The following is a 24,319-nucleotide window of genomic DNA, read 5'->3' on the forward strand; positions in this document are numbered from 1 at the left end:
CATCATTCTGCTTTGAATATAAATTCATCAGTTATTATATAATCCATCTCCACATCCCAGCTGTCTTTAGGAAGTGGACCTAATACAAATAATTTATGACTGCAAAGACCTACTTTTAAGCCTTTAAAGTCTTTTAAAAAACGATCGTAATATCCCTTACCTCGGCCTAATCGAAATCCTCGATTGTCAAAGGCAAGCCCAGGAACCACAACCCCCGCCATCGCCTCAGAAGAGACGGGTTTAGCTTTTGTAAGGTCTGGCTCTGGCATCCCAAACTTGGGATGGGGTTTAAAACTTTGTGTCTGGTAAAACTCTATAGCCGTATCACTGACCACTTTGGGAAAAGCCCATTGTAAATTTTGGGCAGGCAATATCTGCTCCCATGCAATCAAGGGTTCTGGACTTAAAGATTGGAAGCCTCCCCAAATGCTGTTTAAGGGAGCACAATGCTTTAAAAAGTCTTCCAGGTAACTTACCGACGCGAACGCAGAAGATACTGGGGCTTGCTGTTGCACCCACTGTCTCCACTCGGCCTTTGTGCCAAGGCTGGGATAATCTCTTCTGGTATTTTCAATGTTCATCGCTCATCTATCCGTTCATAAAAGAGGGCTTTTAGCCCAATTTTAAAAACCTAGAGAGGTACGCATGGCTTTTTTAAGTTCTAAGGCTTCTTTTTCAATATCTTGAATGTGCTCAAGAGATTGTTGTTTAATGTCATAAAGCTCACCCGCAAGATCTAGGCAAGCTAGAAGTAGCGCGTGTTTCATATTTGCATTGGATTGTTTTTTTAGAAGTTTAGCAACTTGTTGATCTACCAGAGCGGCCAATTTTTTGACCCTCTCTTCGGGTTGATCTGAACGCAAACGCAGCTCCATACCTGCAATCTTCACTTCGTAAATACGAGATACTTGTTGTTCTTTTGCGTCCACAATTTCACCAGACATACGTCTCAAAGTTTCTTAATTTAAATTTTAGTTTCACAATGAGTGTTAAAGCTCAAAAACCCTACACCCACCATCGCTTCATTCTTGAGCCTCAGCTTAAGATGTCAGCACATCTAGGGCATCGGCCACTCTTGATTATAACACAACTTTTGCCACGCGGCATTATTGGCCATATCTGTTTTATCTTAAGACATTTATCCCAAAAGAGCTATAGATGACTTTATATTTGATGCTTTTTTGACCTAAATCTGGGGACTGGACCCGCCGCCTTATGGAGATAAAGATGAAGATCAAGAAATAGGGGGTTAAATTAACGAGTCTACAAATTCTTTTTGATTAAAGGGTCTTAAATCCACGGCGGATTCGCCTATACCGACGTATCTCACAGGTAGACCTAATTCGTTGACCACACCTAGAGCTACCCCGCCTTTAGCGGTTCCATCCATCTTGGTGAGGATCACCCCTGTCACATTGAGTTTTTCATGAAAGTTTCTAGCTTGAAATAAAGCATTCTGGCCTGAGTTGGCATCCAGAACTAACCAAGTGTGATGAGGGGCTTCGGGAATGACTTTGGTGATCACTCTTTTGACCTTACTTAGTTCATCCATAAGATTGCTCTGGGTGTGCAAGCGGCCTGCGGTATCTATAATACACACATCAAAACCTTTGGCTTTTGCTTTGGCCACAGCATCAAAAGCCACAGCACTAGGGTCCTTTACCCCTTCAGGTGAAAAGATTTCAGCTTGAGCCCTCTCAGTCCACACCTTAAGTTGCGTTTCCGCTGCGGCTCTAAAAGTGTCACCCGCTGCAATCAATACCTTCTTACCATTTTCTACTAAATTCCCAGCAAGCTTACCGATCGTGGTTGTTTTGCCCGCACCATTTACACCCACAATCAATAAAACCAATGGGCCTTCTGTGGTTTGAGCCGTATTATCTGATAACTGTTCATAAACATCATTGGAAAAATTCTTTTCACCTAAGATCTCTGACATTTTAGATTTCAAAAAAGCTCTTAGTGATTCTTCTGTAAGTTCATTTTTAGAAAAATAGGATTGAGCCTCTTCCACCAAGAACGCCACAGTCTGAGGACCAAGGTCACCCATATAAAGAGCCTCTTCGATCTTTTCTAAAACATCTGCGATTTGTAAATTTTTAGAAGTGGAAAAACTGAGATGGCTCCAAAAACTTCTACGACTTCCCTCTAAGATGTCTTGCAGTGAAGCTTTGGAAGGGTCTGGGCGTTGTGCTGCACCTTTGGCAAGAGCCTCCGCCGCCTTATCCGTTTTGTCAGTATCTTGAACACGTCTTTCAATTACGGTGTCTGTAGTTTCAAGGGCCGCAGCTTCTTTTTTTGACTCTTGCCAGTCTTGATCGACCCTTTGCCCAAACATGGAGCGAAGTAAAAAGTAGATGCCCGTAAAAAATAAACCCACAATGGTGACAACGACCAGTAACACTATCAAATTGTGATCTTGTGTTCCCATACTAAACTCCAAGTCCTTTAGTCCAGTTCACCCACTATTTTAGGTGAAGATATTTACAGCCCCTTCAGAGCGCAGTTTACTGAAAAGAGCGACATGTTTATCCTAGATAGCAATACAGCAAGTCTCTTGGGGTGTAAAATGGCAAAGATTATTTTTGGTCTATTTTTAAGTCTTTTTTGGGGTTTACAGTCCCACGCGCGTCTACACGAAGTGGAACTTCACAGCACGGAAGCCGTGGTGCAATTTGGCGATGCCACATCAGTAAATATTGAAGGTAATTATCTCTTTGAGCTGAATAGTACTTGGCAACTGCTATTTGGCCTGAAATATGATCGAGCCAATTCAGACAACATCCGTGCAGGAATTTCATTAGGCGGTGTTTTTAACTTTGGCGCCGTTGACCATAACAATAAATTTTATCTTAAACCCCAGATCACTATTGCTCGCTATGATTATCTGTACACTGAGGATGATGGTTTTGGGACATTCACCATTGAAGACGCAAGCGACACCACAACTTTTGTGTCTTTAGTCTTCGGAAAACGTTTTCCAATTTTTACAGGTGGATCTTACACTATCAACTATACCCCTGCCATTGGGGTTTCTGTGCCCTTAAGTAACACTGACAAGTATGACACAGTTGTCAGTGTTTCAGTTGTAGGGTTAAGTCTTGTATTTTAGAATCCCTAGGCGTGAGCGACTCTTTCTGTGCCGCGCCCCTCAAGGTCTACAGATACCATTTTCGATACCCCTTTTTCTTGCATGGTCACACCATAAAGTTTGTCGTTCACAGCCATTGTGTTTTTGTTGTGTGTAACAATGATAATCTGACTGCGCTTAGCCATCTCTTTGACGAGATCATTAAATCTAAATACGTTGGCATCATCAAGAGGCGCATCCACCTCATCCAGTAAACAGAACGGTGATGGTTTAACCAAGAAGATAGAAAAGATCAGTGACACTGCCGTTAAAGCCTTTTCCCCCCCAGACAGCAAAGAGACATTCTGCATCTTTTTACCAGGAGGTTTAGAGATGATATCAATTCCAGGTTCTTGATCTTCTTCTGTGCCTTCAATTAAAATCAGACGTGCTTCCCCACCTCCGAACAGAACTGGGAATACTTTCATAAATCTTTCATTCACCGCTTCATATGTTTCTTTGAATCTTCTGGAACAAATACGGTTAATACGTTCAATCACCTTCTTGAGCTGATCCTTAGCTTTCAATAGATCGTCCTGCTGTTCGCTAAGAAACTTGTATCTTGTAGACACATCTTCATAGTCTGTGATCGCCGATAAGTTCACCTCTCCGATTCGGCCAAGCTTGGATCTTAAGTCCTTCACTTCTGCTTCAATAGGTGTGAACTCGTCCATAGAAAATTTATCTGCATAATTTGTATAAGCCACCATGATATCTTCGGCGTACTTTTCTTGAGCCTGTTCTTGAATGTAGGACATTTGGGTTTCTACTTTTTCTTTTTGTAGCTGAGCTTCTGTCACTCTGGATTTCAACTGTCCCTTTTCAATGGTCATAGCTGAAACCACTTCACCTGATTCGCGGGCTTTTTCTGCCAGCTCTTCGTATTCATTTTTCAGTGCAGAAATTTTTTCTTCAATCTGTTGCACTTCTGTGATGGACCTTTCCAATTCAATCTTTTGCTTTTCCACCACGAGTTCATTTTCTGACATCACTTGCATAGACTGCTCTGACTTTAAGTTCATGCTTTCAATCTCGCGGGTCACTTCATCTAGGGCTGAACTTGTTTTTTCTAAATTCACTTTAATAGATTCAAGCTGCTCTTTGCTGGAAGCATAAGTCACCTTAGAGTCTGTAGCTTTTTGTCTTAAGTTTTCAATACCAGATTGTGTGGTTCTTAACTCTTCATCTAACTGATCCACTTCTTCTTTAAGCTCTTGGATTTGGGTCAGTTCTTGGCTTTCTTTTTCTATAAGTGCTTCTAGGCTTTGCGCTAAAGACTGCCAGCGAGTGTCTACCGTTTGCAACTGAGCTTCGTATTTACTTAGAGCGTTTTCACTGTTCTTAAGTTCGTACTCAGCTTGTTCCAAATCTTTCTTCAACCCCGCAATCGTAATCTCTTTTTGGTTGTTTTCTTCTCGGGTCTGTTCGATGTCTTTTTCTATTGTGGAAATACGTTCTACAATGGCGTCTAAATTCTTTTGTGCGGCTTTAAGCTTTTCCGTCATCACTTCTTTTTTATCCGTCAGATCTTTGATCTCACGTTTGCGACGAATTAAAGAAGTTCCCCCATCAGCTTGCATGCCACCCGTTACAAACCCTAAGGAGTCATAAACCATACCCGTTTCGGTCACACATAAGGCTTCAGGAATCTCTTTAAAAATAGCCTGAGCCTGTACGGCGTCCGTCACTAAAAATAGACGAGACAGAAAGCCTTTTAATAAAGACTCATAAGCTCCGTCTACTGTGACAAGACTAAAGAAATGAGGCGCACCTGTTGCGCTGGTTTTGATGTCTTCGCTTTGTAATAAAAATCCCACACGGCCTTGGTTTTCTTTTTCGATCGTAGCAAAGATCTCTTCGGCTTTGCGGATATCCAAGTTAGGGCTGACAAGAGTTTGAAATTTAACACCCACTACAGCAGAAAATGCGGCCTCATATTGAGGGGGCACATCCACCACATCGGCAATGGTTTTAAGACCAAGATTTGCGTTTTGAGTGAGTGCGGCTTTGACCCCATCATCAAAACCTTCCATATTTTTTTGTAAGTTCTCAAGCCCCATAAGTAAACTTGAAACTTGGGTCAGCTCTTCTTTTGTGGATTCATAGACGCTAGACGCTTCCTGCTTTTGCTGGTTTTGAATTTCAAGGTTGCTTCTCAAAGTGTCTAAGTCCTTAGACATATCTAACTGTAATTGCTTTTCGCTTTCTAATTTTTTGAAAAACTCATTTCTGCGCGTTTCAAATTCTTTTTTCTGAGTCAGAACTTCATCGTAAGCCACTTGGGATTGGGCTTTTTCCTCGCGAATCTCTTGTTCCTTCTCTTGCAAGGCTTCTTTTTTAGCACCAATAGCCACTTGATTTTGCTCAAGGCTGATCAATGCGCGACGCTTTTCAGTCAAGGCCTGGTCACAGGTTTGAACTTTTGCAAAAGCCTCATCAAATAAGCTTTGGCTCTGTTCAAAGAATGTCTCAGCTTCATCATAAGCTTCTTGGGCCTTGATAAATTTGTCTTCAATATTGGCCTTCTCTTCAGTCAAAGCTTCAAAACGAGCTTCATATTGAGTTACAAAAGACCCTGTCATCTCTGTACTGCGACGAGCCTGTTCAATTTCAAATTGCGTTTCACGAATGGATTTCTCTAACTCAATCACTTTTTGATTTAAGTCTTTAAACTTAAACTGCATGTCTTCGATGACAGTTTGTTTCTCTACTACCAATTCTTTGTGCTGTAAAAACTCAGCTTCAGCTTGTGCAAAGCTAGCTTCAAACCCTGCTTCACGATCTTCAGCCTGCTCTAAGGTAGCCAGAAGTTCTGATTGCTGAGTCAGTAATTTTCCAAACTGTGTGGAAAAGATCCACATCTCTTTGTCTGTAAGTTCATCTTTGATTTTTTTGTAGCGTTCCGCCTTTTGGGCTTGGCGCTCTAAAGACTCCATCTGCCTTTTTAGCTCAGTCACAATATCTGCCAAACGAATTAAATTCTGTTCTGTGGCTTTTAACTTTCTCTCTGATTCTTTTTTACGAACTTTAAACTTCGTAATACCCGCAGCCTCTTCAATCAAGGAGCGTCTTTCTGAAGGCTTAGAGGTGATGATCTTACCGATTTGGCCTTGCTCGATGATACTAAAGCCACGCGAACCCGCGCCTGTGTCCATAAAAATTTCTTGAATGTCTCTTAAGCGCGCAGGCTCTTTATTGATCAGATACTCGGATTCACCAGAACGATGCAAACGACGAGTCACCATCACTTCGCTGTGACTCAAATACTGAACAGGGAAAGGACCCCCATCGTTTTCTAAAGTTAAAGACACCTCAGCAAAACCTGTAGGAGCATAGTCTTGCGAACCCGCAAAGATCACGTCTTCCATTGAAGAACCACGAAGGTGCTTGGCTGACATCTCACCCATCACCCATACCAGAGCGTCCACAATGTTTGATTTTCCACAACCATTAGGGCCCACAATGCCAGTGATGCCTGTATCAAACTGAATGACAGTGCGATCCTTAAATGATTTAAACCCTACAAGTTCTAGCTTTTTGATTCTCAATGAAGTGCTCCTTTAGCTGCATTCTTCTCTTTGAGAGCGGCGTGAGCGGCTGCAAGTCTTGCAATCGGCACACGGTATGGTGAACAACTGACATAATCCAAGCCTACGCTTTGGAAAAATTCAATGCTCGAAGGATCTCCCCCATGCTCACCACAAATCCCCACCTTAAGTTGAGGCTTGGCCCTACGTCCTAATTCAACCCCAAGTGACACAAGTTTGCCAACACCTTTTATATCAATTGTGACAAATGGGTCCTTTTCCAATAGACCTTCAGAAACATAGGTGCCCAAAAACTTACCCGCATCATCACGAGATAAGCCTAAGGCTGTCTGCGTCAAATCGTTGGTTCCAAAGCTGAAAAAATCAGCATACTCCGCCACTTCGTCGGCCGTAACGGCAGCACGAGGAAGCTCGATCATGGTTCCCACTTTATATTTAAAGCTTTGCCCACTTTCTTTTTGCACATCTCTCACTGTCTTTTCCACAAGGGCTCTTAAGGCTTTCAGCTCCCCAAACACACCCACAAGTGGAATCATGATTTCGGGTTCGAAGCTTTCGCTGTTTTGAGCTTTGGAAAACTCGGCCGCGGCCATAGCAATGGCACGGGCTTGCATTTCATAAATTTCAGGGTAACTTATGGCCAATCTACATCCACGATGTCCCAACATAGGATTGGCCTCGACTAAGTTTTGAATTCTTTGTTTTAAACGCTTAGGGTTGACGTCCATCTTTTTAGCTAGGTCTTCGATGTCTTTGTCGGCATGAGGTAAAAACTCGTGCAGAGGTGGGTCCAGCAGACGAATCGTCACAGGCAAACCTACCATCTCATTAAAAATTTGTAAGAAGTCCTCTTTTTGAAAAGGCAGAAGCTTATCTAAAGCCGTGCGACGCTCTTCTGTACTTTCTGCCATGATCATTTCACGAATGGCATCAATTCTTTCTGGGCCAAAAAACATGTGCTCAGTACGGCAAAGCCCAATGCCTTCGGCACCAAAATCTCTGGCCATTTTGGCGTCTTTAGGAGTGTCAGCGTTCGTGCGCACACCCATGGTTCTGTATTTATCTGCAAGAGCCATCAGTTCAGAAAAGCTGCCATCTAGTTTCGGTTCGATTGTGGCCACTTCACCTAAGAACACCTCACCTGTAGAGCCATCTAAGGTGATCACATCACCTTTTTTGATCACATACCCTTTGACCTTCATCTCTTCAGATTTGTAATCCACGCTGATATTTTCACAACCAGACACACAGCACTTGCCCATACCACGAGCCACCACAGCGGCGTGAGATGTCATTCCTCCACGAGTGGTTAAAATTCCTTGCGCAGCCACCATACCTTCAATGTCTTCTGGTGAGGTTTCTATTCTTACAAGAATGGTTTTAATTCCGTTCTCTCTCCACTCTTTGGCTTCTTCACTGGTGAAGACCACTTTACCACAAGCTCCACCTGGGCTTGCGGGTAAGCCTTTGGCTAATAAAGTCTTTTCGGCTTTAGGGTCTAATGTGGGATGCAGCAGTTGATCTAAGCTGCTGGGTTGAATTCTAAGGATGGCTTCTTCTTCGTTGATCAAACCCTCTTTAAGCATGTCTAGCGCAATGTTCAAAGCCGCTTTAGTGGTGCGCTTCCCATTACGAGTTTGCAGCATCCATAAGTTTCCACGTTCAATAGTGAATTCCAAATCCTGCATGTCGCGATAATGCTTTTCCAAAGTGTTATAAATCTCAACCAAACGCACGTAGGACTCAGGCATCACCTCTTCTAAAGAAGAACCAGGCTCGCCCCCACCACGTTTGTTGATGGCCTGAGGTGTGCGAATTCCCGCCACCACGTCTTCGCCTTGGGCATTCACTAAAAATTCTCCGAAGAACACTTTTTCTCCAGTGGAAGGATCGCGAGTAAAAGCCACACCTGTAGCACAGTCTTCGCCCATATTTCCAAACACCATGGATTGAATGTTCACAGCCGTTCCCCACTCCGCAGGGATACCGTTAAGTTCACGGTATGTGATGGCACGAGAGTTGTTCCAGCTTTTAAACACAGCCGTGATGGCTCCCCAGAGTTGTTCCCATGGATCTGTAGGGAAAGCCTGATTGGTGAAGTCCTCGACCTGTTCTTTAAATTTTTGCACTAACCAATCTAAATCTTTTTCTGTGAGTTCTGTATCTAGTTCATAATTTTTTTCAGCTTTATAATCCTCTAAGATCACTTCTAGCAAAGAGGCATTCATGCCCATCACAACGTTAGAATACATTTGAATAAAACGTCTGTAAGAGTCTTTGGCAAAACGAGGATTTGAGGACTGTTCCGCAAGACCTTTTACAGTTTCATCATTAAGTCCCAAGTTTAAAATGGTGTCCATCATTCCTGGCATAGAGGCTCTAGCACCCGAACGCACACTCACAAGCAGAGGATTCTTAGGGTCACCAAAGGTCTTACCTAGAATTTTGCCCACTCTGTCCATCGTCTCTACGACTTGGTTTTTCACTTCTTCAGGAAGCTTTTGACCGTTTTCATAGAAGACTTTGCAAAGCTCTGTGGAAAGGGTGAAACCAGGAGGAACAGGAATTCCCATCGAGCACATTTCAGCAAGGTTGGCCCCTTTGCCCCCCAAAATATCCTTCATCTTAGCATTGCCATCTGTTTCTTTTTCAGAAAAAAAGAACAAATACTTTTTATTTTCCATAGTTTTTCCCTCTGGATTACCCTGTGTCGAGGTGGTCTGCATTTTAAAATCCCTCGAAGTTATTGATCTTATCTTTTACAAAACTGTTTAATGAATCAATAGAAACGCGTTTTTGAGTCATAAGGTCTCTGTGGCGCACGGTCACCTGTGCGTCGTCCAAAGACTCAAAATCCACAGTGATACACATGGGTGTACCGATCTCGTCCTGGCGACGATAACGTTTACCAATGCTTCCCGCATCGTCATACTGCACAGAAAACTCTTGCGAAAGTTGCGAGCACACTTTAGTGCTCAGTTCTGTTAAGCCTTCTTTTTTGGACAAAGGTAAAATGGCCACCTGCACGGGTGCTATCTTAGGGCTAAAGCCCATCACAATCCGCACATCGTTGGTTTCCTTATTGACCACCTCTTCTCTGTAAGCATCACACAGCACGGCCAAAGCCAAACGGTCCGCACCCACGGCGGTCTCAATGACATAAGGTAAATATTTTTCTTTCGCAGCTTCATCAAAGTACATGAGGTTTTTGGAACTGAACTCTTGGTGCTGACGTAAATCGTAATCGGACCTGTTGTGCACACCTTCAAGCTCTTCCCAACCAAATGGGAATTTATAGTACACATCCATCGCCGCTTTCGCATAATGAGCCAGCTCATCTGGACCGTGAGGGTGCCAGTCTAAGTTTTCAGCCTTTAAACCCAGGTCCGTATAAAACTTACGACGCTCTTCTTTCCAATACTCAAACCACTGCTCGTCCGTACCTGGTTTTACAAAAAACTGCATCTCCATCTGTTCAAATTCACGCATACGGAAAGTGAAGTTTCCTGGAGTGATCTCGTTACGAAAGGACTTTCCGATTTGAGCAATACCAAACGGAACTTTTTTGCGCATAGATTCGCGCACATTATCAAAATTCACGAAAATCCCTTGCGCAGTTTCAGGGCGAAGATAAATTGTAGACCCTTCGGTTTCTACCGCTCCCATAGTGGTTTTAAACATCAAGTTGAAATTTCTGGTTTCCGTGATCTCTGAAGACCCACAGCTAGGGCACGTCACTTGGCCCTTATCATTGACAGGAGCTTTGTCTTCGCGAAAGCGGGTCTTACATTTTTTGCAATCTACAAGCGGGTCAGTGAATTCATCAATGTGTCCTGACGCTTTCCATACTCTGGGGTGCATAAGGATGGCGGCATCCAAACCCACCACATCAAGACGCTTGGTCATGTTCTGCCACCATGCCTCTTTGATGTTACGCTTAAGCTGTACACCCAAGGGCCCGTAGTCCCAGCATGAGTTTAAGCCCCCATAAATTTCACTGCTTTGAAATACGAATCCGCGACGCTTGGATAAAGAAACTAATGTGGACAGTTGCTCAAGTGGCTTGCTTTCAAAGGACATAATTTAAACCCTCAATTTTGCGTATGTTTTGGTAATTTAGATCGCGTAATCTTAGTCATAGCTAAGGGTTCAAATTCAGTCAATTAAAGCAGTCTCAATGGCACTTAAAGCCGACTCAATTTTTTGCTTTTCACGAAGACTTGCCGCCCGTGCAATAAGAGCTGCCGCCTGGCTACGCACCTGCTCACGACTGACCCCAGGTAGTAGCCCTAAAACCGCATAGGCATCTAGGGTCTGGCCATTCCATTGGATCGTGGGATTCACCCACTGTGCCTCTTCAAAAACCTCAATGGGAGGGTCATCTTGCAAGTTTTCTGCTGCAACCCAGCGCGCCCCATCAATCTGAGTGGCATCACTCGCAGGTCGTCTCGTCTCTTTCATACGCAATTTCGAGGGCTGTTTAGGTTTGGTGGGTCTAAAGATGAGAAGCAGCACGAGGCTCACGGCTCCCATCATATAAAGTAAGATTTTTGTATCATTCATACTTGATTCTTAGCGGATTTGGAATAGAAGGGGTAGGTATGACAATCGCCAATAATCCTTATGAATTGCAAAGACCTATCGCTGGAGTCAAACACGTTATTGCCGTAGGTTCAGGCAAAGGCGGAGTAGGAAAAAGCACAGCCAGTGCCCACATCGCCATTGCTTTAAAAAACCTAGGCTTAAAAGTAGGCGTTCTAGATGCCGATATTTATGGCCCTAGTATGCCTCGCATCTTTGGGTGCTTGAATCAAAAACCTGGAATTTCTGAAGACACAGACAAGATATTACCCTTAGAAAAATATGGCCTCAAAATCATGAGCATGGGTTTTCTAGTAGATGAAGACCAAGCTGTGGTCTGGCGTGGCCCTATGCTTTTTAAAGCCATGAGCCAGTTCTTCCGCGATGTGGAGTGGGGTGATTTGGATGTCTTAGTTGTAGATCTTCCCCCAGGAACAGGTGATGTGGCTCTGACTTTGGCACAACAAGTGACAGTTTCAGGAGCGTTTGTGGTGTCCACGCCTCAAAATCTGTCTTTGACCGACGCTCGCAAAGCCTTTGATATGTTTGCGCAAATCAAAATCCCTGTGATGGGTTTTATTGAAAATATGGCAGGTTTTAAAATTCCTGGTACCGATGATGTGATTGATCTGTTCCCTAAAGGACAATCTGAGAGCTTCCTTAATGCCGATGTGGAAAAATTTAAAATCCAGTTCCAACCTCAGTTGGCTGTGGCTTGCGAAACAGGCGTGCCCTTAAATCAACTTGATCCTAATTCAGAATCCACACAGGCTTTTCAAAATATCGCTGAATACTTAAAAACAAAATTAAGTTTATAAATACTAAGATTTTTATTTATTTAAATTAAAAAGCACCCATGCTGCCCAAGCGAGTCGCCTGGACACGAGTAGAGATGCAGATCACTTCCAGCCCCTTGGTAAAATCACGCAGAACAAGGTCGATATTATTACCGAGCACCTCAATGTACTCTGGACTGAATTTTAACATGATACCGATGATCTCTAAGGTAAAAATATCTGAGGGCAGACTCATAAGCAACGGATGCTCCGCAGAGTAAGGCTCATACAGCTCAAAAGCAATAGCAGCAAAAGGGTATCTGGATTCAAAAGCACGAACAGCATCGATGTACTTTTGCTGTTCTGCCTCAGTGCGAATCTGTTGCGCAGGAATCAATTGCAATTGTTTTTTGATCAAGCTCATCTCTTCAAAGTTTTTTTGAGACAGATCAAACTCCAACACCTCTGCTGAAATAGGATTATATCTTAAAGCAATAGAACGATCTTGGAGTTGCACATTGTGCTCTTCGTTTTCTGCACGCACCCACATCACATAATCTCGCAGCAGAGTGGCCACACCCAATTCATAATAATCGAGCACAGGGGCCATTTCTCTTTGCAAGATTAAAGGGGCATGCTCAGGTAAGGGCAAATCCCAGTCCTTGCCAAGCTTCTGGCACGTTTCACGAGCTGCGTTCCAAGTTTTAACATGACCTTGTTTAGATAAATTAAAAGAACCTTGAGCTTGAACAGACACCCCTGCGCACATCAATATAAAAACAGCAGCACTGCGCATGGATTTCAAAAACATCAGGTCCCCTTCAAAAAAGAAGCTTAATTTTCCTTCTTTTTGCGAAAGGACTTCATAGCAGCTTGTTTTTACGAACTCAATGAAAAATCAGTGGAATCTCTATTTTTCAATATCGACAATGGTTTTTGCCTGCATATCACACACAAAAGCCACAGATCACTCTGTGGCTTTTCTTTTTTGTTCACACGCAATCTTCAAATTTAAAAATGTAATCGCTGTAATTATGATCTCTTATGGAATCAGAATGCTTGTACCCGCTTTAACACGAGTCCGAACGGTCATATTGTTGGCCTGTGCGAGTTTAGCCAAACCCACGCCGTACTTTTGAGCAATACCATAAAGCGTCTCGCCTCTACGAATACGATGGTATCTTTGCCCGTCTGAAGATCTTTTAGCTTGCGCATAAGTATTGGATGTCATTCCCTTACCTGGAATTTTGATCACCATTCCAGGACGAATGATCGACCTGTTACTTAAATTGTTATGACGCTGTAAAGCGGCCACTGTGGTGCCATATCGTCTAGCAATTCGATACAAGCTGTCACCACGTCTAACTCTGTGAGTTTCTGCACTCTCTTGTTGTGCTACATATCTATGTTTGCTCACACTGCTTTGAGCGGCTGCAATGGCCTTCTCTTTCATCCCTTGCGGTACCTTAAACTCTGTCGAACTTCCTCGGTAAATAGGAATAAAATCCGTGTTAAATGAAGGGTTCAGCTCTTTTAGCGCAGAGACACTGACACCTAAATTACTCGCCATCATCCTCATGCTAATGCCTTGTTTAAGATCAATAGTTTCGTAAGCTAAACCTGGCATAGGGACAATATGATCAAACCCATACTTGGCAGGCTCTTGGCATATTCTAACTGCTGCAATAAATTTAGGAACATAATTTGAAGTTTCTGTTGGTAACTGTTTCGTTAAAGCTAAGCTCCAAAAGTCTCTGTTGTAGTTACGCATGATAGATCTCATCACACGATTTTCACCTGCGTTGTAAGAGGCAAGTGCCAGTGGCCAAGAACCAAACACATTGTATAATGCTTTGAAGTACTGAGCCGCAGCTTCCGTGGCACGACTTGGATTTTTACGTTCATCCACCATAGAGTTGATCACAAGGCCATAACCTCGGCCAGTAGAACTGATAAATTGCCAGTAGCCCACAGCACTCGCATGCGAACGCGCATGGGTGCTAAATCCAGATTCAATCAACGCCACATAAATCAATTCTCTAGGAAGACCTTGATCCACCAAAATGTCGGTCATGTAAGTTTCATAACGACCTAAGCGAGATAAATATCTTTCCATGTGTGGACGACCACGTCCTTGAAAGTAAGCCACCCACTTTTGCACCAAAGCTTCACCTTCTGGCGGAACTGTTAATAAATCATGAGTGCCGATAACGGGTTTTGGTAGAGCCTCTACCTCTTCTGCTTCTTTTTCAGTGATGTCTAAACCATCCACTTTCATTTCAGCCGCAATCAGACTCTCATTAGGAGTCGCCACAGCGTTGTTTTTATAAGACGCAGGTGTGTTGTATTTGGGAGCAGGCGTAGCTGCTTTTTTTCCTCTGAACTCTGGAGCATGAACACAAGAAACACTGCCTGTCATCAAAACCATACCTAAGGCCAATAGTACCAAATCATTTCGCATCCCAAACCTCCAAAGTTTAAAGAATACTCTAATACACTCTCGGAAACAACAATCGAAAGCTAAAAGAGCCTTCATCTATTGTAACGCAGCTTTGGGGATTTGCTGCAAACTACTGCATTTTCACAAAAAAAACCGTCTTTTATCCTGTCACTGAGCTTCTTCTTGCACAGCTTCACAATTCCAAAGTCGGTAACAGGTCTTCAGTGGCTTGTAGTCTTCGAAGAGTTTGTAAAGAATATAATTTCTTAAGAGAGCTTTCACATAAAAACGAGTTTCACTCCATGGTAACTCTTCAACCCATAAGTCTTGTTCTTTCCAATCCTCATTCTGCTTATGGAGTTGCGCTTGTGTGATGAGGTCTCGTCCTGACGACCAAGTTCTTATGCGACCAGGGCCCGCATTGTAAGCCGCAAAAGCTAGAGGCAAATGTCCTTGATAGGAATTACTTAAACGACGCATGTAATGACTCCCTAATTTGATGTTCAAATCAGGTTTAAATAAAATTTTTGGAAAATTAGGAAGCCGCACTTTAAGAAAACGCGCCATCTCTCTTGCTGTAGGGGCCAAAAGTTGCATTAGTCCTCGTGCTCTGGATGGGCTTACTGCTGTGGGCTGAAATGCACTCTCTTGTCTAATCACTGCTAAAACTAAAAGAGGATCAAGGTCACTGGCTCCATGCACTTTAATCATATCCACTAGGTCTGTGGGGTACGCAATTCTCACAACATCAGGATGAATCAAGCTATGATCCAAAGTCCACACATTGTTCATAATTTTAATCGCTTGCAAAGGATAACCCGTATTCTGAAAGTGCTTAGCCAAGAGCACCTGCCCAGGTAAAGTCATCACCGCTAAAGAGCGATCCATAAATGTCATAAATTCTGAAGTGAACTTTTCTTCTACTATAAATAAAATTTGCTTAAGTATTCTAAGGTCTGATTGATTGTGCAAACTCATTTGCACTGTGAAGTTTTCTTTTTTCTGCAAGAATGGGAGCAACTGGGTCATTCCCTCTTCGTGGGCAACAAGCACGCCATAAAAAGTCAAAGGATAGGCTTTCACCAACTGTTCAGCTACAGGCTTGTATTCTTTTTTAAGTTCATGTTTAAGAATACGGTGTTTAAAGTATAAAGCCTGCAAACGGAAATCCGAATTTGAAGCGGCAAGAATATCCAACAAAGGTAGAGCCTTTTCAAAACTTCCATTGCGAATCAGATTTAACACCGACCAATATACAATCTCAGTATTGAGTATGGCATCTAGGCCAGCAAGGTTTAAATCCCCTTGTGCTGGAATTTTTACTTTTTTAGCTTTAGCAATCACACCTAAAGAGTCGATCAGTTTTGCAGCTCTCCCATAATCACCTTTGTATAAAAGAGCACGCAAAGCCTTTTTATGATGAGCCTCTGTTTTATTTTTCACTTGCTCGTATGCTTGATACACATCCTCATGCAAACCTCGGTTAGCCAAGATCCAAGCAAAGGTTTCAAAATGGATGTCCATATTGTTAAATTCATCAATAATGGCCTTGCGCACATCTTCTTTGCCATGGGCGTAGGACCAAGCTATCGCACGTGACGCAGGAACAAGATTCTTGGTATCCACAAAAGTCGACTGCTTATACAGAGGCACAATCTGGCTGTATTTTTTAGTATCATACAGCCTTTTAATCTTTTTATAATTTTCTGCGGACTCTTTTAAAAGTTTAATTTTTAAATCAATCACTTCGTCTGAAAAGTGCTGATTGATCTTCTCTAAAATTCCGATGTCTTGTAAGTCAGGTTCAAACTCCTTAAGCACTTGCTTGGCCGAGTCCTGATCATTTTTTTTCATATAAAATTCAAATAACTTTAAAACAACACTTTTACTTTTGGTGTTCCAACTTCTTCGAGCCAAAGCCTCTGTCTTCATATCATCTAGGCCTAACTCGTCAGACTTTTGAAATAAAGTCTCTCTCACATTGAGCAAAGCATCGTAAATTAAATTTTTCTCTGGCTCTAAAAAGTCTTTGTGTTGTGCTAGAGTTTCAAAATCAATGGTGTATTCCAACCAAGACTGGTGCAAGGCTCTGTTTTTGTCGGTGACAGCTAAACGTCCCAAACACTTAGCACCGAAATAAAAAATAAAGGGATAGGCACTTTGGTTTTCAATGGCTGCAATATTGGCAATGGCCTCTTCTGCGCACACTTGCAGAGAGCGTTCCCCATACAGTCTAGATAAACGCTTAGCTTTACTAAAGTGCTCGTCGGTCTTTAGCAACAGATCGAAACCATCTTTAAAGCTATTCAGATCAAGGCTTTCATAGGAGGCCACACCACGATAGACCACGCTGGCCTTCACTTCGGTTTGGCCAGCAAAAATCAAAAAAGAAAGCAAACCCAAGGTCCACTTAGGACGTCTCAACCTCATCCCTTAATGATCTTTCAAAAAGCCTCTGTAATGCAAGGCACTTTTCTTTAACTTGGTCTTTTTCATTGCCTTTTACGACTAAACTCGCGGGGGCAAAACTATATCGCTGCAAATCATGATTCAAATCCGCCAGCACAGCCTCTATTTCGCGACGAAGACTGGGCGGAAGGGCAGTCATGATGTCCTCAAGTCTCTGGCTACGAGAGATTCGACGAGAGCGCGAGTTGACAAAAAAGTACACAATATTCACAGCCTCTACTGAAGCCTCTCGCCAATGCCCGTCATCCACTAACTTAAACAGGTGCTCAAATCTGGTCTGGAGGTCTTTTTCAAAATTATAAACGATTCTTCCCGCAAAATGCTGATAAGCCAGAAACATCATGACAAGCAGCATTCCAAAAGAATACAAAACAACAAATGGCCAAGTGGACGCCACTCTAAGGTTCTTCACATTGCGACCCACTTGCTCATAAAAAGTGGGTTGAAACTTTGACGAGCCCGCATCGGTTTTAAAGAACCCCTCACTCTCGTCTTCTGTATCACCTGCACCTTCTTCAACATTGAACGAAAAGGGACGAGTCTCTAGAGTGTAATACACCCCTTCTTCGGGATCAAAAAAACTACTGCTAAAGCTATTGATATAGTTGGCATTTAAATTTTTAGGTACCAACAGATACGAATACACTTTCTCTGTTCTATTAGGTGGTACAAAACGACTGCTTTCCGCCACATCATACACCTCAAAGTCAGGACCGAAATCCACTTGAGGTTCATTCATAAATTTAGACTGTCCTATGCCTGCCACTCTGTACTTGTATGTGAAGGGTTGCCCCACAGTGATATTGCTTCGATCCACAGAGCCTTGAAGCTGGAACTCCCCCACTAAGCCTGAAAAGTCATCAGGTTTAGGCTCAGGCAAAGGCTTAATATTTAAAATGGCCTCATCACTACTGCGAACAGCTTCTTTAGTGGGCGCACCGTTAAAAAATGAATTTAGACTCGCAAGCACACACTTCACTGTATAGGCATCAATTGTAGCTCTGTCTTTGACAATAGGAGTGACCGCGTAACTGGCCAACATATAACGAGTATAGTCTTTCCCATCTCGGGTCACGGGCTCGCCTCTTAGAGCTACGGCCAAAGAGATCTCCTCTTTCCAAAATCCCTCTAAGGCGGGGTATTTCAGAGAATCAATGTCAGTAATTCGACCATTAGCATACAGGTACCACTGCACGACAAACTGCTCTCCTTGATAGGGATTCATGTTGGACACTTCCACATCCACAAAGAAGTCCAACTCACTTGATTTTTGTCCCTTACCTAAAATGTCTAAGCGACGACCCAAGAAATTAGAAAATAAACTCTCCATAGAATCAAAGGGAGACGCCCCCTTATTTTTTTTGCCTTGTATCCCCACGCTCTTTTCAGCAATTTTAAATTGTAAACCTGGGGCTCTGACTCTTTTTCCATCCACAAGAATCATAAACGGTTCAATGTGCACATCACCTTTGCGTTGCGCATGATACGTAAGCACTTTCTGAGTGGTGTTGGTCACTAGCACTTGACCTTGAACAATAGTTGTCTGCAAAGAGGAGTTTTGTGACTCTCTTAAGTAAGCCATATTACGATGCTGAGGACGAGACTCCCTAGGGACTTCTACTTTTGTGCTTCCCATTTTATCTTTTTTAATTTTCACTACAATGGAAAACACATCATCCACACCCACAGCTGATTCTGCCAGCTCTGTTGTGATCTCTTGAGCCCACACCTGTGGCCCACACCATAAGAGAATCAAGGTCACAAAAATCAAATTTATGGTCTTACCAATTCTTTTCACTTTTTTGTCCTTTGCTCTTTTTGATCTCTATACCTTGCGACCTCACCTTTTTTTCATCGCCATCAATCTCTTTCATGATCTGTTCAATTTGCTTTTCTGATAAAGGTTTCTTTTGTTGAGACTCTTCCTGTAACTTCTTCTCGTCTTTTTCAGACTGGTCGATCTTGTCGGCTTGCTTATCGCCTTTCTCCTGTTCTTCATTTGCACTGGCTGAATCGGAGTCTTTTCCGCCTTTTTTCTTTTTCTTACTTTTGCCAGAATTAGATTGAAGCAACAGTTCCATATTCTGCTTTACTTTAATATCAGTGGGTCGATACACCAGAGCCTCTTGATACGCCGCTAAAGCTTCATCCACATCACCCATTTCACCTAACACATAGGCTTTTAAAAAAAGTGTGGCAAAACTGTATGACTCTTGTGAATAACTCGTTTCTGCGCCCTCGCCCTCCATAGACAGCACATAGTCCATCTGTTTAAGGGCTCGGCCCGCATTCTCTTCACATAAAGACACAAAGATCAGGTTGTACTGATAAGCCATGCTATCAGGATTCTGCTTTAAACCCTTTAAGAGCTTATCTCTTGCGGATTCACAGTTTTTATTTTCCAAATCTTTATTCACAGATCTCAACCGCAGATAATCACAAGATGTTAAGCTCATCAGCAGGATAAAAAGAGAAAATACAGAGACAGCTTTATTTTGCTTCTTAGTCATTCATATCCTCTATGTATTTCAGTGAACGAATAGGCTTTGATTTGCCTGTCGGAGTGAAAATTAAAGATAAGAAAAAACATAAAATCGAAACTAAAAGTGGATATTGAAAGTATTCATCTTGAACATCAAAACTTTGGGCTTCAAAGCCAGTGCTTTTAATTTTAGATAAATCCGACTGAAGTGCGCCGATCATTTTGCTTCCAAAGCCCATTGTATAAAAAGAGCCATGCCCTGCCTTAGCAATAGATCTTAAAAACTTAAAATCAGGCTTAGTGATCACGGGTTGATCTTTTCGGTCTGTCAGATATCCCACGACTTGATCAAAGCTATCTCGAATAGGAATGCGAGCCCCATCCCTTGTTCCTACACCAATAACAAAAGTTCTTACGCCTTCATGATATAAGGCCTTTGCTTCAGACAGGCTGTCACTGGAATGATCTTCCCCGTCTGTAATTAAAACCACTGCTTGATTTGATTTTTGCGTTCCTTTTTCTCCACCTCGCATCAGAAGTTCTTTGGCTTCAGTTAAGGCATCTTTAATATTAGTACCTTGCTCGCTAATGGTTTCAAAATCTAAGGAGTCTAAAAATAGAGCCAGCGCTCCCATGTCTTGGGTCAGAGGGGACACCACACCCACCTGTCCCGCGAACGCCACAAGCCCCATCTTGTTTCCCTGTAAGGCTTCAAACACTTTGTTCAGTTGTAATTTCGCCAACTTTAAACGACTGGGCTTTACATCTTCAGCCGCCATAGACATCGAAATGTCTAACACAAAGACAATCTCTATCCCTTCTCCTTTTTGAGACAATTTCTTTTTGCCCCACTGGGGTTGTATCAGACTGAAAATAGCCAAGATCACTCCAAGCACGAAAAAGAAAAACCTGGCAAAGCCAAACGAGAAGAAATTTATAGAACCAAAATAAAAATTTGAAATTCTTGGACTATAACTTCTTTTTAATACAAATCTAGAATATAGCGCTCTGAGAATATATATTCCAACTAAGAGCAGTAACACGAAAAACAACACAGCATAAATATGGGCACTGGCAAATCTAAACATTAAAAGATCCTCCATACCATGATTAAATAAATAAACTGTGAGGATAAAAGCAGAATCAGACCCCAAAGATTCCACGGCGAATACAGTTCAGCGATCATAGAGATTTTTTGAATTTCCACTTCTGTCTTTTCCAGTTTATTGATTTCAGAAAACACATCATTAAGACTGGTGGAGTCCACTACACGGTAAAACTTCCCACCTGTTTCTTTAGCAATCTGGTTTAAGAGCTTTTCATTCACAGCACTGTGCATGGGACGATAATACTTTTGCACCATGCCGTTAGGAAACTTACGCAGCACTGGCAGTTGCGCCAAACCGTCCTTACCAATCCCTACTGTATAAACTTTAATTCCCGCTTCCTTAGCAATCTCCATCGCCGTGATGGGGTCAATCGCACCAATATTATTTTCACCGTCAGTCAGTAAGATGACGATATTGGTCTGATCTTTATTTTTCTCTAAACGACCAATAGCATTGGCTAGGGCTACACCAATAGCTGTCCCTTTGCGAATACGTTCTGAAGTTTGCACCATCTGTAAACTTTCAAGCAATAAATCATAATCTAAAGTGAGTGGGACACGCGTATAGGACTGTCCAGAAAAGACCAATAACCCAATACGATCACTGATGCGCTTTTCAATGAACTCTTTGATCCTAAGTTTTGCGCTCTCCAGACGGTTAGTCGGCTGCATGTCTTCAATCAACATACTGTCAGAAATGTCCAACACCATCATGATGTTAATCCCTTCTGAAGTCTGATTTACAGTTTCATTGCGTTTCTGTGGCCGTGCAAAAGCAATGATTAAAAAAATCATACCTAGAGCAAATAAGGCTAAACTGAAAAAATGCAACAACTTATGCAGATTAAGAGGTCTCGACTCTTTGAAATAATTTAAGAAGTCTTGGTCTTTAATCAAAAACCTTTGTCTTTGGCCTTTTTTGAAATACAAAAAATAGGCACTCAACACAGCAAGTGCTAATGCTAACACCACAGAACCTAAGACATTCTGAAAACTGGATCCCCACTCAAGCATCTCTAGACTCCAGTTGGTTTTGTAAAGCGTCAGCAAAATCTCGGGTTAAAGCAATGGTCGTTGATAAGTCTCTAATAAGATCGCCCGAAGCATTCTGATTTTTTTGAGTCGATCTCATTAAGGCTTTGATCTCAATCTGTAGTTCTAAATACTTTTGTGAAATTTCAGCAGAAACTTTGCGCCTTCTAAAAAATTTGTATAAGACTCGATTTTTTTTGGCCGTCGATTGATAGTAAAATAAGGGCTCTTGAATCGTTAGACTTAAATATTCCATAAGACTCTTTTCAAGTTGTCTCACCCAAGTGTACACATAAGGATGGCCCTTAGAAATATCCTCAAGTTTTGACAGCTCAATATCCAAAGCTCGCAATCTCTTATTCAGTTCATTATAGGGAGACAACGATGTTTTAAACGAATGCAATTTAAGCAGAGCACGATCATATTGTTTATTACGATGAAACCAGAAGATCACTCCAAAAAAGGCCGCAGCTATTGCCACTCCAATCAAAACCTGTGCGTACAAAGGCACATGGGATAAGGCGGTTCCAGGCGGAGGGTTCATCTCGCTGTTAGCTTCAAGCACACTCCTCACTTGAAATTTAGGGCCCTTAACCTCTATCACCTGCTCACCCACCACAAGGGTGTAGTCCGAATAATTTTTGTTCCCTGTCTTCCATGAGGTGGCTTTAATAAAAATTTTATTTTCATTTTCAATCTTTTTATCCAAAACCACCAAGTCGTATTCGACTTGCTCATTATCAGGAAATACCAAGATTTCGCTCTGGGACTCAAGAGGCGTCATGCCTTCGCACACAATGACAAACGTCTGTCCCACCGTCAGAGGGGAACTTGAACTTATTGTCACATCACAGTTCCAGTCTTTTAGTGTCTTCATACGCGCTTAGCCCTAGTTTTAAAGTACTTCAAAATAGGTTTGTAAATGTCTGACTGAGAGCTAAGATGAATCACATCTAGCCCCGAAGCCCCTAGTATTTTATCTCTGGTCTGTCGTTTTTCTTTATAAAATTTGGTGAAAAGTGATTTCGCAGGAGCAAATCCACCATTCATAATTTCTGATTCTGTCTGATCAAAGTTCACAAATCTCATCGTTCCAAAATCTTGCAAACTGCTTTCGGTCTCTTCCGTGAGCACGCAGGCGATCACTTGATGCTTTTTGGTTAAAGATTGCAGGGCGATCTTGGCTTGTGCGATATTCAAAAAATCACTAAAAATAAATATAATTGATCTTTTCTTTTGGTATTTTAACAGCATCTCGCAGGATTCCACCAGACCTTGTGCTGTTCCTGACTCTGGTTCGGCGTTGATGATTTCACTGATCAATCTACGAATATGAACTTTGCCTTTTTTGGCAGGAATAAAATCTTTCATGACATTGGAGTATAAAATCAAACCCGAAAGATCGTTGCTCTTTTGTGCAGCCATAGCCAGTGCGGCGACCGAATACAAGGCCTGCTCCATTTTTAAATATTCTTTTGAACCCTGAAACATGGTGATATTGGTGTCCACCAGAAAATACGCATTGAGTTCTCGCTCTTCTTCGTACTGTTTCACGTAAGGCTTATTAGTTTTGGCAATCAAGGACCAACTGATGTTTCGCACATCATCACCAGGAACATATTCTCTGAAATCAGAAAAGGTCATCCCTTGGCCTTTCATAACAGCACGATAATTACCAAGCACCAGAGCATTGACCAATTTTTTGGTTTTATACTCTACGTGCCTGATCTTTCTAAGTACACGGTCCTCTTTATTCACGACACCTCTACCTTAGAAAGCAAGGTGGCAATGACTTCATCACTCACAATGCCTTCCGCTTCGGCTTCAAAACTTAAAATTAACCTATGTCGCAACACACTTGTGGCCACACTCTTGACGTCTTCTGCCGTGACATAACCTCGACCACTTAAAAAAGCTTTGGCCTTCGCAGCTCTGGCCATCCCAATGGTGGCTCTAGGTGATGAGCCCACTTGGATCAGATTGCTTAAGCTTCCCAAGCCATAACTTTTAGGATCACGAGTGGCTAGCACCACCTCTACAATGTATTTCGTTAATTTATCATCAATATAAATCTGATTCACATATTCTTTGCTACGCAAGAGCTGTTCGCGATCTAAAACTTTTTGCACTTCAATCGAGTGCCCCGAAGACATTCTTTGCAAGATTCCTAATTCTTCGTCTTTGGTTGGATAACCCACAATAATTTTAAACAGAAAACGATCCATTTGTGCTTCAGGAAGCGGATATGTTCCTTCTTGCTCAATAGGGTTCTGTGTGGCCATCACTAAAAAAGGCTCTTCAAGTCGATAAGTTGTGTCGCCAATGGAAACCTGTTTTTCTGCCATACACTCTAAAAGAGCACTTTGCACTTTAGCTGGGGCTCTGTTGATCTCGTCAGCTAAAACAATATGACAAAACACAGGTCCCTTTTTAGGCGAAAACTCTCCTGTCTTAGGATTAAAGATCATCGTTCCAATCAAATCCGATGGGAGTAAGTCTGGTGTAAATTGAATTCGGTTAAAACTTAAATCTACAATTCGCGCCAAAGTGGAAATCGTTAAACTCTTGGCAAGTCCTGGAAGCCCTTCGATCAAAATATGTCCGCCCGTGAGCAGTCCAATCATGACAGCCTCAATCATATTCGTTTGACCAACGATCACTTTTTGAAACTCTTCCTGCACTCCTCGAAAGGCCTGAGCTTCTTTTTCTACCGCTGCATTTAGAACTGAAACATCCATTTCCTTACTCTCCTT

19 protein-coding genes are annotated in these 24,319 nt (G+C 42.3%); 2 read left to right on the forward strand and 17 right to left on the reverse strand.

Annotation, left to right across the window (positions count from 1 at the left end; all coding sequences use genetic code 11):
• Positions 1 to 2: 2 nt before the first annotated feature.
• The 3 genes from M9899_10500 to ftsY all read right to left on the reverse strand — a co-directional run bounded on the left by M9899_10500 (position 3) and on the right by ftsY (position 2,431).
• Positions 3 to 581 carry a 5-formyltetrahydrofolate cyclo-ligase gene (locus M9899_10500; protein ID MCO5114585.1) on the reverse strand — a complete coding sequence of 193 codons (579 nt, stop codon included), beginning with the start codon at positions 579 to 581 and terminating at the stop codon, positions 3 to 5.
• Positions 582 to 623: 42 nt separating this feature from the next.
• Entirely contained in the window at positions 624 to 944 is a 321-nt protein-coding gene (zapA, locus tag M9899_10505) for a cell division protein ZapA (protein ID MCO5114586.1), read from the reverse strand.
• 305 nt (positions 945 to 1,249) lie between these two features.
• Positions 1,250 to 2,431, reverse strand: a complete 1,182-nt coding sequence (ftsY, locus tag M9899_10510) for a signal recognition particle-docking protein FtsY (GenBank protein MCO5114587.1) — start codon at positions 2,429 to 2,431, stop codon at positions 1,250 to 1,252.
• A gap of 138 nt (positions 2,432 to 2,569) precedes the next feature.
• Here ftsY and M9899_10515 point away from each other — a divergent pair, with 138 nt between their 5' ends.
• Entirely contained in the window at positions 2,570 to 3,112 is a 543-nt protein-coding gene (locus M9899_10515) for a hypothetical protein (protein MCO5114588.1), read from the forward strand.
• 5 nt (positions 3,113 to 3,117) lie between these two features.
• Here the strand turns inward: M9899_10515 and smc are convergent, their stop codons facing one another.
• The 4 genes from smc to M9899_10535 form a co-directional block, all read right to left on the reverse strand.
• Positions 3,118 to 6,678, reverse strand: coding sequence for a chromosome segregation protein SMC (gene smc / locus M9899_10520; protein MCO5114589.1), 3,561 nt, complete (start codon positions 6,676 to 6,678; stop codon positions 3,118 to 3,120).
• On the reverse strand, positions 6,675 to 9,404 hold the full coding sequence (gene ppdK, locus M9899_10525) for a pyruvate, phosphate dikinase (GenBank protein MCO5114590.1): 2,730 nt from the start codon (positions 9,402 to 9,404) through the stop codon (positions 6,675 to 6,677). Before ppdK ends, smc begins: the two co-directional genes overlap by 4 nt.
• Position 9,405: 1 nt before the next feature.
• Entirely contained in the window at positions 9,406 to 10,758 is a 1,353-nt protein-coding gene (locus tag M9899_10530; protein ID MCO5114591.1) for a glycine--tRNA ligase, read from the reverse strand.
• Between the two features lie 75 nt (positions 10,759 to 10,833).
• The gene (locus M9899_10535; protein MCO5114592.1) at positions 10,834 to 11,241 is read right to left on the reverse strand and encodes a hypothetical protein; all 408 of its coding nucleotides are present in this window, start codon (positions 11,239 to 11,241) and stop codon (positions 10,834 to 10,836) included.
• 38 nt (positions 11,242 to 11,279) lie between these two features.
• On the opposite strand from M9899_10535, the gene M9899_10540 reads away from it, so the two are divergent.
• Positions 11,280 to 12,077 (forward strand): Mrp/NBP35 family ATP-binding protein, encoded by a 798-nt coding sequence (locus M9899_10540; protein ID MCO5114593.1) that lies wholly within the window; start codon positions 11,280 to 11,282, stop codon positions 12,075 to 12,077.
• 25 nt (positions 12,078 to 12,102) lie between these two features.
• Here M9899_10540 and M9899_10545 read toward each other — a convergent pair whose 3' ends face one another.
• The 10 genes from M9899_10545 to M9899_10590 all read right to left on the reverse strand — a co-directional run bounded on the left by M9899_10545 (position 12,103) and on the right by M9899_10590 (position 24,304).
• Positions 12,103 to 12,846 (reverse strand): hypothetical protein, encoded by a 744-nt coding sequence (locus tag M9899_10545; protein MCO5114594.1) that lies wholly within the window; start codon positions 12,844 to 12,846, stop codon positions 12,103 to 12,105.
• 231 nt (positions 12,847 to 13,077) lie between these two features.
• Complete coding sequence (locus M9899_10550; protein MCO5114595.1) at positions 13,078 to 14,496, reverse strand: LysM peptidoglycan-binding domain-containing protein; 1,419 nt, start codon at positions 14,494 to 14,496, stop codon at positions 13,078 to 13,080.
• 147 nt (positions 14,497 to 14,643) lie between these two features.
• Complete coding sequence (locus M9899_10555) at positions 14,644 to 16,905, reverse strand: lytic transglycosylase domain-containing protein (GenBank protein ID MCO5114596.1); 2,262 nt, start codon at positions 16,903 to 16,905, stop codon at positions 14,644 to 14,646.
• The gene (locus M9899_10560; GenBank protein ID MCO5114597.1) at positions 16,886 to 18,742 is read right to left on the reverse strand and encodes a BatD family protein; all 1,857 of its coding nucleotides are present in this window, start codon (positions 18,740 to 18,742) and stop codon (positions 16,886 to 16,888) included. Before M9899_10560 ends, M9899_10555 begins: the two co-directional genes overlap by 20 nt.
• Positions 18,726 to 19,454, reverse strand: coding sequence for a hypothetical protein (locus M9899_10565; GenBank protein ID MCO5114598.1), 729 nt, complete (start codon positions 19,452 to 19,454; stop codon positions 18,726 to 18,728). The genes M9899_10560 and M9899_10565 overlap by 17 nt, the downstream gene beginning before the upstream one ends.
• Complete coding sequence (locus M9899_10570; GenBank protein MCO5114599.1) at positions 19,447 to 20,262, reverse strand: VWA domain-containing protein; 816 nt, start codon at positions 20,260 to 20,262, stop codon at positions 19,447 to 19,449. Before M9899_10570 ends, M9899_10565 begins: the two co-directional genes overlap by 8 nt.
• Positions 20,263 to 20,513: 251 nt before the next feature.
• Entirely contained in the window at positions 20,514 to 21,548 is a 1,035-nt protein-coding gene (locus M9899_10575) for a VWA domain-containing protein (protein ID MCO5114600.1), read from the reverse strand.
• Positions 21,541 to 22,443 carry a hypothetical protein gene (locus tag M9899_10580; protein ID MCO5114601.1) on the reverse strand — a complete coding sequence of 301 codons (903 nt, stop codon included), beginning with the start codon at positions 22,441 to 22,443 and terminating at the stop codon, positions 21,541 to 21,543. The genes M9899_10575 and M9899_10580 overlap by 8 nt, the downstream gene beginning before the upstream one ends.
• Positions 22,440 to 23,324, reverse strand: a complete 885-nt coding sequence (locus tag M9899_10585; GenBank protein ID MCO5114602.1) for a DUF58 domain-containing protein — start codon at positions 23,322 to 23,324, stop codon at positions 22,440 to 22,442. The genes M9899_10580 and M9899_10585 overlap by 4 nt, the downstream gene beginning before the upstream one ends.
• On the reverse strand, positions 23,321 to 24,304 hold the full coding sequence (locus M9899_10590) for a MoxR family ATPase (GenBank protein MCO5114603.1): 984 nt from the start codon (positions 24,302 to 24,304) through the stop codon (positions 23,321 to 23,323). The genes M9899_10585 and M9899_10590 overlap by 4 nt, the downstream gene beginning before the upstream one ends.
• Positions 24,305 to 24,319: the final 15 nt, after the last annotated feature.

The sequence above is a fragment of the Pseudobdellovibrionaceae bacterium genome (assembly GCA_023954155.1).
Lineage (GTDB): Bacteria > Bdellovibrionota > Bdellovibrionia > Bdellovibrionales > UBA1609 > JAMLIO01.

Coding starts and splice junctions, on each gene's coding strand:
- M9899_10590 (MCO5114603.1), bottom strand. CDS start 24,304: ATGGATGTTTCAGTTCTAAATGCAGCGGTAGAAAAAGAAGCTCAGGCC.
- ftsY (MCO5114587.1), bottom strand. CDS start 2,431: ATGGGAACACAAGATCACAATTTGATAGTGTTACTGGTCGTTGTCACC.
- M9899_10555 (MCO5114596.1), bottom strand. CDS start 16,905: ATGAGGTTGAGACGTCCTAAGTGGACCTTGGGTTTGCTTTCTTTTTTG.
- M9899_10530 (MCO5114591.1), bottom strand. CDS start 10,758: ATGTCCTTTGAAAGCAAGCCACTTGAGCAACTGTCCACATTAGTTTCT.
- M9899_10550 (MCO5114595.1), bottom strand. CDS start 14,496: ATGCGAAATGATTTGGTACTATTGGCCTTAGGTATGGTTTTGATGACA.
- M9899_10575 (MCO5114600.1), bottom strand. CDS start 21,548: ATGCTTGAGTGGGGATCCAGTTTTCAGAATGTCTTAGGTTCTGTGGTG.
- M9899_10535 (MCO5114592.1), bottom strand. CDS start 11,241: ATGAATGATACAAAAATCTTACTTTATATGATGGGAGCCGTGAGCCTC.
- ppdK (MCO5114590.1), bottom strand. CDS start 9,404: ATGCAGACCACCTCGACACAGGGTAATCCAGAGGGAAAAACTATGGAA.
- M9899_10545 (MCO5114594.1), bottom strand. CDS start 12,846: ATGTTTTTGAAATCCATGCGCAGTGCTGCTGTTTTTATATTGATGTGC.
- M9899_10500 (MCO5114585.1), bottom strand. CDS start 581: ATGAACATTGAAAATACCAGAAGAGATTATCCCAGCCTTGGCACAAAG.
- M9899_10540 (MCO5114593.1), top strand. CDS start 11,280: ATGACAATCGCCAATAATCCTTATGAATTGCAAAGACCTATCGCTGGA.
- zapA (MCO5114586.1), bottom strand. CDS start 944: ATGTCTGGTGAAATTGTGGACGCAAAAGAACAACAAGTATCTCGTATT.
- M9899_10565 (MCO5114598.1), bottom strand. CDS start 19,454: ATGACTAAGAAGCAAAATAAAGCTGTCTCTGTATTTTCTCTTTTTATC.
- M9899_10580 (MCO5114601.1), bottom strand. CDS start 22,443: ATGAAGACACTAAAAGACTGGAACTGTGATGTGACAATAAGTTCAAGT.
- M9899_10515 (MCO5114588.1), top strand. CDS start 2,570: ATGGCAAAGATTATTTTTGGTCTATTTTTAAGTCTTTTTTGGGGTTTA.